We start from the raw sequence: 12,510 nt of genomic DNA, 5'->3' as shown, positions 1-12,510 counted from the left end.
CTCAGTGGACACCGGGTACCGCCGTGCCGCGCAGGTCATTGCCGGTCCGGTGGTCGGTGGCAAACGGCAACACCGCGTTGACCTCCCAGGCGTCGTCGGTCGGCGCCGCATGGAACCGGCCGCCCAGATGCTCGATTCGTGAACGCATCCCGCTGAGGCCGGACCCACCCGGTCGGCGACGGTTGTCGGGCGTGACCTTGTTGCGCACGGTGATGTGCAGACTTCCGGCCGCATCGGGCCGCACCTTCAGATCAACGGTGGCGCCGGGAGCGTGTTTCGATGCGTTGGTCAGGGATTCCTGGACGATGCGGAACGTCGCGAGTTCGGTTGCACTCGTGGCGGGCGCACCGGGATCGTCGTAGTCGAACCGAATGTCCTGTCCGGCCCGCCGGAACGTCGAGACGAGTTCGTGCAGATCGCTCAGACCCGGTGTCGGGGAGTCGGGTTCGGCGTCGGCGCGGAGCAATTCGATGGTCTGGCGGATGTCGGCCATCGCCGCGCGGCCCTGTTGTTCGGCATCGAGGAGGGCGGCGACGGCCTCGGTGGTGTCGTTGTCCTCCTGCAGCGCCCGCCGGGCGCCGGTGACGTTGAGCAGAACGATGCTGAGGGAGTGTGCGATCACATCGTGTACTTCGCTGGCGAGGGTGACGCGGTCGAGCTGCAGTCGCGCGGCCCTGGCCTGACGCTCCCGCAACAACAACGCCAACTGTGCCTGCATCAGATGGCCCACTGCGACACCGAAACACAGCATCGCGGCGATCAACCATCCCTGCTCAACCGCTCCGGTCGCGATTCCGATCGCCAGGGCACCGGCGCTCAGGATCATGTTGACGACCGACTGTTTCCACGTGCTGATCGCCCCGCCGGTGGTGACACCCAGAACCAGCAGCAGTGGCGCGGCATCGGCGTACACCGGGATCATCCAGAAGAAGGCCACCGAGATGACCGTTCCCACAACGAGTAACGGGGTGAACACGATCCGCTTCTTGAGGAACAGGCAGGCGATGTGCGGAGCTGTTGCGAAGAACACCGCAAGTGAGAGGTACAACCATTCCAAGCCGTGCGGATGATCAGCGATCCGTTGTATGGTCGCGGCGCTCACGGCGGCCAGTATCGCGACGTCGGTGATCAGCATGTAGTACCAGGGGTACTGGTACCCCATCAGCGCGAAGGTGCGCGCATACCGTGCAGTCAACCACCGCATCTCGTTGATCTTATCGGGTGAGGTCCGTTAAAACCTCCGTCCTGGGGAGGATTCTCCGGACCTGCGGTGGTAGGAGTGAAAGATCGTCCCCGAGGTGGCTGACCTGCGGATTTGTTCTGATTAGCGTTCTTGGTACCCGATCGGTGTCCCACCTGATGCCGACAGAAACCAAGGAGAGCGACGATGTTCTGGATCCTGGTGTGTGTGGGTGTTGTGGTGATCTCGACGTGGCCGTTCGGTGGCGGCGACGGCCTGGACTATCGGGCGCGTGAAGTGCGTGCTGCGATGGCACGGCGCGACGCAGCGGATAGTGCGCAGATGCGGAAAATCCGACGGACTCGTCGCCGCCACGACCTGCGTGAATCGCTGCGGTGGGCCCGGACGACACCTGAGGTCGCCCGGGCCTGACACAACTGGTGCGCTCAGCTGTTGTTGCCGCGGCGGATGTTGTCGAAGACCGTCGGGTCCACCAGTGTTGAGGTGTCGCCGAGTTCCCGGCCCTCGGCGACGTCCTTCAACAGACGGCGCATGATCTTGCCGGACCTCGTCTTCGGCAGTTCGGGCACAACATGGATCTCGCGCGGCTTGGCGATGGGCGAAATATCTTTGGCGACCTGATCTTTGAGCTCTTTGACGAGCTGATCGCCGGTGTCTTCCTGGCCCTGACGCAGGATGACAAACGCGACAATGCCCTGACCTGTGGTCGCGTCGGCGGCGCCGATCACCGCGGCCTCGGCGATGCTGTGGTGGCCGACAAGCGCGGATTCGACTTCGGCCGTGGAGATTCGGTGTCCCGAGATGTTCATGACATCGTCGATGCGACCCAGGACCCAGAGATCGTGATCGTCGTCGTAACGGGCACCGTCACCGGCGAAATACCAGCCCTGGTCCGCGAACCGCGACCAGTAGGTGTCCCGGAAACGCTCGTCGTCGCGCCAGATTCCGCGGAGCATCGCCGGCCACGGCTTGTCGAGGACCAGGAATCCCTGTTCGCCGGCGCCCACTGATTTACCTTCTTCGTCAACGATGTTCGCGCTGATCCCAGGCAGCGGGGCCATCGCGGAACCGGGTTTGGTGGCGGTGATCCCGGGAAGTGGCGAGATCATGATGGCCCCGGTTTCGGTCTGCCACCAGGTGTCGACGATCGGGCAGCGCTCGCCGCCGATGACCTCGTGGTACCAGCGCCAGGCCTCGGGGTTGATCGGCTCGCCGACGCTGCCGAGCAGCCGCAGCGAGGTCAGGTCGTGGGCGTCGGGGATCTCCCGGCCCCACTTCATGAAGGTCCGGATCAGAGTCGGTGCGATGTAGTAGGTGCTGACCTTGTACTTCTCGATGATCTCGAAATGGCGATGTTCGTTGGGGGAGTTGGGAGTTCCCTCGTAGACGACCTCGGTGGCACCGTTCGACAACGGGCCGTAGACGAGGTAGCTGTGTCCGGTGACCCAGCCGATGTCGGCGCCGCACCAGAACACGTCCTGGCCGGGCTTGTGGTCGAAGACGTTGTGAAAGGTATAGCTGACCTGGGTCAGATAGCCGCCCGAGGTGTGGACGATGCCCTTGGGCTTACCGGTGGTTCCCGAGGTGTAGAGAAGGAACAGGGGATGTTCGGCGTCGTGAGCTTCCGGGGTGTGCGAGGTATCGGCCTTGGCGACCGTCTCGTGCCACCACTGATCGCGACCGTCGGTCCAGTTGATGTCGGAGTCGGTGCGGTTCACCACGAGCACATGCTCAACCGACTTCGCGGCGTCGTCACCGCTGCCGAGAGCTTCGTCGACGGCGGCCTTGAGCGGTGCAGGCTTGCCGCGTCGGTACTGGCCGTCGGTGGTGACCACCAGTTTCGCTTCGGCATCGTCGACCCGCGAGCGCAGTGCACCGGCAGAGAATCCGGCGAAGACCACAGAGTGGGTCAGTCCAAGGCGGGCGCAGGCCAGCATCGTGACGATCGCTTCGGGAACCATCGGCATGTAGATGGCGACACGATCACCGGAGACCAGTCCGATCTCGGTGAAGTAGTTGGCAGCTTGCGAGACCTCGGCGAGCAACTGGTCGTAGGTGACGTCGCGGGAGTCGCCCGGTTCACCGACCCAGTGGATCGCGACACGACTGCCGTTGCCTGCTTCCACATGGCGGTCGACGCAGTTGTAGGCCACGTTGAGCTTGCCGCCGACAAACCACTTCGCGAACGGGGCGTCGGACCAGTCGAGGACGTCGGTGAAGTCCGTGTCCCAATGGAGGCGGCGCGCCTGCTCGGCCCAGAAGGCCAGGCGGTCGGCCTCGGCGGCCTTCTCGAGTTCGGGCCCCGCATTTGCTTGCGCGACGAACTCCGGTGGTGGGGGATATACCGCTTGTGCAGTGCCTTCGCTCATTGTCTCCCTTTCGCTTGCCGCCGGTCCGCGTGCCGTCATCAGCTGTGATGTGGGCGGGTTCGGCTGCCGCTGTGTTGTGTACCACATCATGTCTGCGGCATCATCAACTGAAATAGCCCCGAAAGTGGATAGTGCATGAGTGGTGACAACGCGGTCCTCCGTCCCAGCGATCGTGAGCTGGTGCGGGCTACGAGCGCGCGCTTTCGTCGGATGACCGGAACACCGGTGGTTTTCGCGGGCCTGCGTGATCAGGACACCATCGCGGTCACGACATCGGTCGGTCACAAGACCTCTGCACTGCGCACCATTCGGGTGACCCCGCAGCGCGGCCTCGGCGGACTCATCTGGCTCAACAAACGCGCGATCCTGCTCCGCGACTACGGCTCGGCCGACGAGATCACCCACGATTTCGACGACCAGATCCTCGGTGAGGGCATCACGGATCTCGCGGCGGCACCGATAGTTGTCGACGGTTCGGTGCGCGGGCTCTTGTATGCCGGCTGGCGTGGCCAGGGACCCATGGGCGACGACGTGATCAACGCATTGACCGTCGAAGCGGCTCGGGTTGCCACCGAACTGAGCACACGCGATGAGGTCGATCGCCGCGTTGCCGCTCTGGCCGCCCGCACCCAGGCCGAGCAGGCGCAGGCGTCTGCGCTCGATTGGTGCAATGAGCTGCGCGATATCGCCACGGTGTCGACCGATGAAGAGTCTCGCAGGCGGATCCTCGAACTCGTCGACCAGATCGGTGGCGGGGGACGATCGGCCGCTCAACCGTCAGTACCGCTCACACCGCGCCAACTCGAGGTGTTGTCGCTGGTGGCGATGGGTTTTGGCAATCGGGTGGTGGCCGACCGGCTGGGGTTGACGGTGGACACGGTGAAGACCTATCTGCGCGCCGCGATGGTCCGCCTGGGCGCGCACACCCGGCACGAGGCCGTGGTGAAGGCGCGGAGTGCGGGCCATGCTCTTGCGTTGCCCTGACCACAGGGAGATGCACTGATCCTGGCGGGAGTGTGGGCCGCGTACGCTGATCTGTCGTGACCGATCCGCTGGCTCCACTGTTCGAGATGCCGGGCGTCGCGACGGCCGCCGACCGTGCGCGCGATGCGCTGGCCGCCGCACACCGACACCCCGCCAACCTGCGCGGCTGGGACAAAACAGCCACCGAGGCGTCGTGGCGGGCCGGCCGTTCGTCGGCCGCAATTGACGGCGGCAGTGTCGAACTCGTCCGCGATGGAGATTTCGACGATCCGGTACTCGCAGGCGCGATGAGGGTCGCCCAGGCGCTCGACGGTGATTCCCTGCCGCAGATGGTTGCGGTCTGGATGCGTGCGCCGTTGCAGACTCTCGCGCGACTACATGTGCTCGCCGCCGCCGACATCACCGACGACCAGCAGTTGCTGGGTCGGCCGCGCGCCGATGCCGAACTCGGGCAGAGGCTGGACTTGCTCGCCCAACTGGTTACCGGCGCAACCAAGGCGCCGGCACCGGTGCTCGCAGCTGTGGTGCATGCCGAGCTGCTGGCGCTCGCACCCTTTCAGCACGCCAATGGTGTGGTGGCCCGGGCCGCGTCCCGGCTGGTCTGTGCCGGCACCGGACTGGACCCGCACAATCTCGGAGTCCCCGAGGTTACGTGGTTCAAGCGGGTTTCCGAGTACCGCGACCTGTCGAAGGGATTCGGTACGGGTGATTCCGAGGCAATCAGGTTGTGGTTGCTGCTCAGCTGTGAAGCGCTGGAAGCCGGTGCTGCCGAAGCGATGTCGATCGCAGAAGCGGCGCGTCCGAGAAAGTAAAAGCGGCAGACAACGCGCTGCGGACGGCTCTCTGGCCCGACGTTTTAGAACGTGGGGTCAGATCGCCGCCCGCTAGCACGGATCCGAGTTACACATGCGTGCGTTTTGTGGTTGTGTGGGATGACCTCGGCAAGTGTTCCGGCGTCTTGTCCAAATGCGCTCCCACCCAAAGGAACTCAGTTGAACTCGGTGCGGATCTTGCAGGTCCACTACCTGTAGCCTCCCGCGGCGTGCTTCGCGTGGGTGCTCGCTATCCGTGCTGGGAGTGCGCGGTCAGGAGTCCGTACCTTCTCTTCCGGCCCGCACTTGGCGTTCCGCGCTTTCCGTAACTACTTTGTACACCGTGACCACAGTCACATCAAGTGTTCCCCGGCACGAATTCGAGGATTCATTCATCCGTTGCGGCTGAACATATTTGCAACCGCCGTCCCGGACTCAGTGCCGTTTGCGCTGCAGGATCGTATAGGTCAGTGCGCCGGCCGCCAATGCGCTCAAACCGACTGCAGCAGAAGCAGTCACCTTTGGTGAAGGGGTTGACGGGAGCCGATCGCGGAGTGAGATCGGTTTGGTGAACGACAGCATCGGCCACCCGCGTTCGGCGGCCTCACGCCGCAGGCCCCGATCAGGATTGATGACTGTCGGATGGCCGACCGCGCTGAGCATCGGCAGGTCGGTGATCGAATCGGAGTACGCGAAGCACTGCGAGAGGTCGTAGCCGACGGCCCTGGAGATGTCGTTCATCGCCACCGCCTTTTCCTCGCCGTAGCAGTAGAAGTCCATCACGCCTGCGTACTTGCCGTCGACGACCTTCATTCGGCTGGCCATCGAATAGTCGGCGCCGAGCATCTCTCCGATGGGCTCGACGATCTCGGCGCCCGAAGCCGACACGATCACCACGTCATGGCCGCGCGCCTTGTGACCGGCGATGAGATCGGCGGCCTCGGCGAAGACGAGCGGGTCCACGATGTCGTGCAGTGTTTCGCGGACAATCGAGGAGACCTGCTCGACGTCCCAGCCGGTACACATCTCGGTGACGTGTTTGCGCATCCGCTCGACCTGATCATGGTCTGCCGCCGACAGCAGGAACATGAACTGCGCATACGACGATTTGAGGACCGACCGCCGATTGATCAGACCCTGATCGAAGAACGGGCGGGAGAATGCCAGCGAGCTGGACTTGGCGATGATCGTCTTGTCGAGGTCGAAAAAGGCGGCGATCGGGGCGCTGGCCGAGTGCTGCGAGCCCTCTTCGGTCGGCCGGAATGCTGTCACTCGTCGAGGGTACGTCCGGGCCGCGCACGAGGCGAAGATTCAATTGTTCGGGTTACTCCATTGGAAGTCCGTGCGCCGCGGGATGAACGAAGTAAGGCGATTGGTTGAAGTTGCAATCAATCATGGATTCTTGTGTATAGTCGTACTTACCCGGACGAGATCCGGGGCTTTCAGCCCGACCCCCCGGGGCTGAACGCGACGACCCTGGCCTCCTCCCCCCCTGGCCGGGGTCGTCCCCATATCTGGGGGTTTTCGGTCGTCTGACCCACACGCTCACCACTTGCTCTACCAGCGGTTTTGTCGTCTTTTGGGCAATTGTCCACAGTGCGGAGATCTATTCACAACCACCGCTCGAACCGGTGGTTTCGGGCGATGTCACGGTGCAACCAGCGCCACAGTGAGGCATGACCGAAGCTCCCCGGGTACTGGCGATGGTGTCGCCCGAAATGGCCGACGATATCGAGCGTGTCGCGGCCGCATCCGGCTATCACGTGATTCGTGCACGTCCCGATCGTTGCCGACGCGAATGGGCTGAGGCGACAGCCATTTTTGTCGACGCGTCGACCGTTGAGGAGACCCTCGCGGCCGGTTTGCCCCGCCGCAACGGGCTGATGGTCGTCGGTGTCACCGGAGACGGCCCGAACATGTGGCGGAGCGCGCTGGCGCTCGGGGCCGGCCACGGATTCGTGCTTCCGGATGACGAGCACGCGGTGGTTCAGGCGTTGTCGAGGATCCGGCGACCCACCGGCCCGGCGGGCGTCGCCATCGCAGTGATCGCCGGCCACGGTGGGGCCGGTGCGTCCACACTTGCCGCCGGTATCGGGTTGATCGCGTGTGAACGCGGCCACGGCGCTCTGCTGCTCGACCTCGATGAACTCGGCGGAGGTCAGGACCTGCTGCTCGGCGTCGAGGATCATCCCGGGTTGCGGTGGCAGGAACTCACACTGGAGAGCGGGCAGGTTGTTGCCGAATCACTGCACACCGCATTGCCCCATGCCCGCGGAGGTCTGGCCATCCTGGCCGGTCGGCGGGGTACGCCTGCGCCGGTCCGGCCAGAGGCGGCGCTTGCCGCGATCGACGCTGCCCGAGCAAACGGTGACGTCGTGGTCGTGGACGTACCGCGGCGTGCCGACGAGGTGGTCTCGGCCGTCGTGGAGGCGGCCGATCTGGTTGTCCTGGTCTGTGGCGCCTCGATCCGGGCATGTGCCGCCGGACGTGAGATGGCGGCCAGGCTTCGGGCGCGGGCAGGTCGGATCGAGGTGGTGGTGCGCGGGCCGTCTCCGGGTGGACTTCGTGCCGGTCAGGTGGCGCAGGTGGTGGGATTGCCGCTGCTCACCGCCACCCGCGCGGATTCCCGGCTTGCCCGCGACCTCGAGTCCGGCGGACTGCTGTTGGCGCGGCGCTCGCCGTTGCGGCGCTGTGCGGCGACGGTCCTCGAGCGCGCCGAGACGCTGCGGGGGGCTGTGCGATGAGTGAACCGAGCCCGGTGACGGCGTCCAACCGCAGCCAACTCCTGACGAGGGTCCGCGAACGGTTGGCCGCCACCGCCCAGGACCCGACGCCCGAGGTGATGGCCGCGGTGGTCCGGGCCGAGGCCGGTGGTGTGCTCGGTGACACCGATCTTCTCGACGCGCTGCGCTTTCTGCAGACCGAATTGGTGGGTGCAGGCCGACTGGAGGATCTCCTGGCCGGTCCTGGCGTCAACGACATTCTCGTTGTGGGTCCGCGGGCCGTCTGGGTTGATCAGGGGCGCGGACTTCGCTTGTCGGACATCGAATTCGAAGACGACGATGCGGTCCGGCGACTGGCCATGCGGCTGGCCCTGGCCGCAGGCAAACGACTCGATGATGCGCAGCCCTGGGTTGATGGTCAGCTGTCCGGACTCGGTCGACGTGGGTACAGCGTTCGCCTGCACGCGGTGATCCCGCCGATTGCCGTGGACGGAACCTGCCTGTCGTTGCGAGTCCTGCGGCCGGCAACCCAGAACCTGGACGCACTGGTGTCATCCGGTGCCATCGCAGAGGAAGCCGCGACTCTGCTGGAAGCGATCATCGATGCTCGGCTCGCGTTCCTGGTTGTCGGCGGGACCGGCGCCGGAAAGACCACCCTGCTGTCGGCACTGCTCGGTCGCGTCGATCCGGCCGAACGCATTCTCTGCGTCGAAGATGCCGTGGAGCTGGCCCCGCAACATCCACACGTGGTGCGACTGGTCGCCCGAACCCCCAATGTCGAAGGGGCGGGCGAGGTTCCGGTCCGTGCGCTGGTGCGCCAAGCGCTGCGGATGCGTCCGGATCGGATCGTGGTCGGTGAAGTGCGTGGCGCTGAAGTGGTTGATCTGCTGACCGCGATGAACACCGGCCATGACGGCGGCGCCGGAACGCTGCACGCCAACTCCACTGCCGAGGTCCCGGCCCGGATGGAAGCGCTCGCCGCGCTCGGTGGCATGGACCGGCCTGCGCTCCACAGCCAGCTCGCGGCAGCCATCTCGGTCGTGATCGGTGTGTTCCGCGACGCGAACGGTGCCCGCGGGGTCGGGGAGATCGGGATGCTGCGCCGCGGTGCCGACGGTTTGGTGCACGTCGAAGCGGTGTGGCGTCGCCGTGGTGGTTTCACCGCTGCCGCCGCCGACCTGGCCGCGCTCCTCGACAGCAGGCTCGTTCGATGAGCGCGGTGCTCGCAGCGGTGGCGCTGACGCTGCTGCTCTGGCCGCGGACTCGAGCGCAGGTCCGGACACTCTCTTTGGACGGTGCCCGGGGCGTTCGGCGCCGCAGGTCCACTGAAGACGTTGTCGCCGTTGCGGCCTTCGGGGTCCCGGTCGCAGTTCTTCTGGTTGTCGGGATATCTGCCGGTATTGCCACTTCCATGGCGTCGGGCATGGCCTACCTGCTGTTTCGGGCCAGGAGACGCGAGGCGGAGGTGGTCGACGAGTTGGCCGCACTGCTCGCTGCGCTCGAGGTGATGATCGCCGAGTTACATGTCGGCGCCCATCCTGCGCACGCTTGCCGACAGGCAGCCGAAGACGCCGGAGGTGGACCGCGGTCGGCCGTTGCCGAGACGTTGTCGACGATGGCCGGACGGTCCATGCTGGGCGGCGACGTCGCAGGTGGGATCGAGCAGGCACACGTCCGTGACCCGCAGGCCTGGTCTCGGGTGGCGGTGGCATGGCGAACAGCCGAACGGTACGGTCTGCCGATTGCCGAACTGTTGACCTCCGTGCGATCAGACTTGCTCGCACGCAGCAGATTTCGGGATCGGACGCGGGCCTCCCTCGCCGGGGCCAAAGCGACCGCCATGGTGCTGGCCCTGCTGCCGGTGCTGGGTATCGGTCTCGGGCAGGCGATTGGTGCCTCGCCGTTGTCGGTCCTGCTCGGGTCCGGCCTCGGAGGGATCCTCCTGGTTGTCGGCGTCGGTCTTGTCTGCGCGGGTTTGTTGTGGTCGAGGCGCATTGTCGGAAAGGTCGCGGGGTCATGACCGGGTGGGTGGTGGCAGCTCTGGTCTGCGCGGTGGCGATTGTCGTGTGGCCCAGACCGGAGTGGATCACCTACCGGGTTGTCGGTCCGCCGGCCCGGCGTGAACGCAACCGGGAGCCGCGTTGGCTGGGCGCCAAGACCCCTGCCGACGATCCGTTTGCTGCAGCCGCAGGTTACGACCTGTTTGCGGTGTGCCTGCGCTCTGGACTGCCGGTCGGTATGGCGGCGAGGGTGGTGTCGCAATCGGCACCTCCTGCACTTGCACGCGCACTCGCCCAGGCTGCGGATCTGCTCGCACTGGGTGCTGACCCGATGCAGGCATGGGCGGTTCCCGACAATGCAGACCCAGCAGTACAGGCACTGGCTTCAATGGCTCGGCGATCCGCGCGGGCCGGCTCATCTCCGGTCCGTGGGCTGGCCGAGCTGGCGGAGAGCAGACGAGCCGACGCCCAGGATCGGGCGGCAGCTGGAGCCGAACGTGCGGGTGTGGCGATCAGCGGACCACTGGGTTTGTGTTTTCTGCCGGCGTTCGTGTGCCTGGGAATCGTGCCGGTGGTCATCGGGCTTGCCGGACCGGTCTTCGGCGGCGGGCTGATGTGAGACCTGCCGCGGATACTCCGCGGCACGGATAGGGGAGGGAAATGACCATGTTCAACAGGATGATTCGAGAGGCCCAGGTCAGGGCGGCACTTCTGATGACCGACGACAGCGGAATGAGCACCGCTGAATATGCGATCGGCACGATCGCTGCCGCGGCCTTCGGCGCGATCCTCTACACAGTGGTCACCGGTGACAACATCGTCGCTGCGCTGACGGGGATCATCGACAAGGCGCTGCAGACCGCGGTCGGCTGATCCATGCGGCGGCGGGGGTTGCCGGCAGACGACCGGGGGATGGTGACGGTCGAAGCGGCGTTCGCCATCGCTTCGATTGTCGCGGTTGTGGTGATCTCCGTGGTCGGGGTGGCGGCAATGGCAACCCATATTCGATGTATCGATGCGGCCCGAGAGGTTGCACGCGTTGCCGCACAGGGAGATTCGGCCAAGGCGAGGGATGTAGGGAGGCAGGTGGCTCCCAGGGGTGCCTCGGTGTCCCTTCGCACTGAGGGGGAGGTGGTGGAGGCACGGGTCCGGGTGTCGGTCCCCTTGTTGACGATGGTCGACGTGGGCGCCACCGCGGTGGCCGCAATAGAGCCGATCGGAGCGGATCCGTGAACCTCGTGCGCGACGAGCGCGGCTCGGCGACGGTGATCGGGGCGATGGTCATCGCGGCGCTGGTCGCTGTGGTCGTGCTGATTGTGTATGTGGGAGCGGCGATTTCGGCCCGACATCAGTCACAGTCGGCCGCCGACCTTGCGGCATTGGCCGCGGCGCAACGGTTGGTGATGGGGGAGCCCGATCCGTGCGGGGCCGCGCGAGACATTGCTTCTCGGATGTCTGCATCGCTCCAAAAGTGCCGCGTGCTGGGCGGTGACGTCGTGGTCACCGCCCAGGTCGCAGTGCAGATAGGTGCTTTCGGACTTCGAGATGCTCGGTCGAGCGCCCGGGCGGGACCGGTGGAGGTTGGATGAGGGCAGATGTCGCAACCAGAATCGCGCCTGAGGCCCAGTGGCCACGGTCACAGAAGGTTCGGGGCCGACCGTCACGAGCACCTGCGTGCCTCTGGTCTGCGGCGATTCATCCAAACACCGCTCGGACCAGGCGATTTGACGGTAGGTGTCCGGTTCCCGTAACTTTCTTCAAGTCAGCGAGTGAGGCGCCGGAGAGCAGGAAGCCGGGGGCCGAGAACACCGACAGGGAAGTCTTTTCCTGAAGGAACAACGTTGACCGCCCATAGTTTGAATGTGCTCCGCTTTTCGGTGGAGGGTTCAAACGCGGGTGGTGGCGGACTGCGAGAGCAGCGAGTTGCGGACCGGATGCGAGTCGGGTAAGCTTGAAAAGTTGCCTCCGAGACGGAGACGGCCTGTTAGATACAACAAAATATCCCTTCCAGGATGGCGCCACAGTGTGTGTGTCGAAGTTGGTTGTGGGTGTGTTCTTTGAGAACTCGATAGTGTGTCGATGGATTGTTAGTGCCAATTTAGGTGCTGTATGTCTGTCACGGTGACGAAATCCCATTCCGGGGTTTGGTCTGGTGGGCAGGATATGGTGCCGGCATTTAAAGTTAGTTTTTTGATCCCATCGCAGGTTTTGAGTCCTGTGGTGGTGTCAGTTTTTGTTTGGTTGGGATTTGAAAATCTCTTCAGAACAGATTTTTTTGAAACTCGCTCCTTCGGGGGTGGTTTTAGAGGATTTTCATGGAGAGTTTGATCCTGGCTCAGGACGAACGCTGGCGGCGTGCTTAACACATGCAAGTCGAACGATGAAGCCAGCTTGCTGGTGGATTAGTGGCGAACGGGTGAG

Annotated in this window: 13 protein-coding genes and 1 rRNA gene; 11 read left to right on the top strand and 3 right to left on the bottom strand. The window is 64.9% G+C overall.

Going from position 1 to position 12,510, the window contains the following annotated elements; translation table 11 throughout:
* Position 1: 1 nt before the first annotated feature.
* Entirely contained in the window at positions 2-1,204 is a 1,203-nt protein-coding gene (locus tag AC56PL_RS08660) for a sensor histidine kinase (protein ID WP_497153605.1), read from the bottom strand.
* Positions 1,205-1,387: 183 nt separating this feature from the next.
* Here AC56PL_RS08660 and AC56PL_RS08655 point away from each other — a divergent pair, with 183 nt between their 5' ends.
* Positions 1,388-1,612, top strand: a complete 225-nt coding sequence (locus tag AC56PL_RS08655; protein WP_495513317.1) for a hypothetical protein — start codon at positions 1,388-1,390, stop codon at positions 1,610-1,612.
* Positions 1,613-1,626: 14 nt separating this feature from the next.
* Here AC56PL_RS08655 and acs read toward each other — a convergent pair whose 3' ends face one another.
* Positions 1,627-3,570: an acetate--CoA ligase gene (gene acs, locus AC56PL_RS08650; protein WP_497153604.1), complete on the bottom strand. Its 1,944-nt coding sequence runs from the start codon at positions 3,568-3,570 to the stop codon at positions 1,627-1,629.
* 135 nt (positions 3,571-3,705) lie between these two features.
* On the opposite strand from acs, the gene AC56PL_RS08645 reads away from it, so the two are divergent.
* Both AC56PL_RS08645 and AC56PL_RS08640 read left to right on the top strand, forming a co-directional pair.
* The gene (locus tag AC56PL_RS08645) at positions 3,706-4,554 is read left to right on the top strand and encodes a LuxR C-terminal-related transcriptional regulator (protein WP_497153603.1); all 849 of its coding nucleotides are present in this window, start codon (positions 3,706-3,708) and stop codon (positions 4,552-4,554) included.
* A gap of 86 nt (positions 4,555-4,640) precedes the next feature.
* Positions 4,641-5,366, top strand: coding sequence for a Fic family protein (locus AC56PL_RS08640; protein ID WP_495515925.1), 726 nt, complete (start codon positions 4,641-4,643; stop codon positions 5,364-5,366).
* Between the two features lie 435 nt (positions 5,367-5,801).
* On the opposite strand, the gene AC56PL_RS08635 is transcribed toward AC56PL_RS08640, so the two are convergent.
* Complete coding sequence (locus AC56PL_RS08635; RefSeq protein WP_497153602.1) at positions 5,802-6,638, bottom strand: HAD family hydrolase; 837 nt, start codon at positions 6,636-6,638, stop codon at positions 5,802-5,804.
* A gap of 404 nt (positions 6,639-7,042) precedes the next feature.
* Between AC56PL_RS08635 and ssd the strand changes: the two genes are divergently transcribed.
* From ssd to AC56PL_RS08595, 8 genes are all read left to right on the top strand, one after another.
* Positions 7,043-8,110 (top strand): septum site-determining protein Ssd, encoded by a 1,068-nt coding sequence (gene ssd / locus AC56PL_RS08630; RefSeq protein WP_497153601.1) that lies wholly within the window; start codon positions 7,043-7,045, stop codon positions 8,108-8,110.
* Positions 8,107-9,303, top strand: coding sequence for a TadA family conjugal transfer-associated ATPase (locus AC56PL_RS08625; protein WP_495513312.1), 1,197 nt, complete (start codon positions 8,107-8,109; stop codon positions 9,301-9,303). Before ssd ends, AC56PL_RS08625 begins: the two co-directional genes overlap by 4 nt.
* A complete protein-coding gene (locus AC56PL_RS08620; RefSeq protein WP_497153600.1) occupies positions 9,300-10,109 on the top strand; it encodes a type II secretion system F family protein in 810 nt (269 codons plus the stop codon). Before AC56PL_RS08625 ends, AC56PL_RS08620 begins: the two co-directional genes overlap by 4 nt.
* On the top strand, positions 10,106-10,708 hold the full coding sequence (locus AC56PL_RS08615) for a type II secretion system F family protein (protein ID WP_495513310.1): 603 nt from the start codon (positions 10,106-10,108) through the stop codon (positions 10,706-10,708). Before AC56PL_RS08620 ends, AC56PL_RS08615 begins: the two co-directional genes overlap by 4 nt.
* A 47-nt stretch (positions 10,709-10,755) precedes the next feature.
* Entirely contained in the window at positions 10,756-10,962 is a 207-nt protein-coding gene (locus AC56PL_RS08610) for a DUF4244 domain-containing protein (protein ID WP_497154274.1), read from the top strand.
* 39 nt (positions 10,963-11,001) lie between these two features.
* Entirely contained in the window at positions 11,002-11,322 is a 321-nt protein-coding gene (locus tag AC56PL_RS08605) for a TadE family type IV pilus minor pilin (RefSeq protein WP_497153599.1), read from the top strand.
* Positions 11,319-11,678, top strand: coding sequence for an Rv3654c family TadE-like protein (locus AC56PL_RS08600; RefSeq protein WP_497153598.1), 360 nt, complete (start codon positions 11,319-11,321; stop codon positions 11,676-11,678). The genes AC56PL_RS08605 and AC56PL_RS08600 overlap by 4 nt, the downstream gene beginning before the upstream one ends.
* A 723-nt stretch (positions 11,679-12,401) precedes the next feature.
* Positions 12,402-12,510: ribosomal RNA gene (locus tag AC56PL_RS08595) — 16S ribosomal RNA — on the top strand; the annotation flags it as partial.

This window comes from Williamsia sp. Y721 (assembly GCF_059683565.1).
This window is presented reverse-complemented; position numbering and strand designations above follow the sequence as displayed.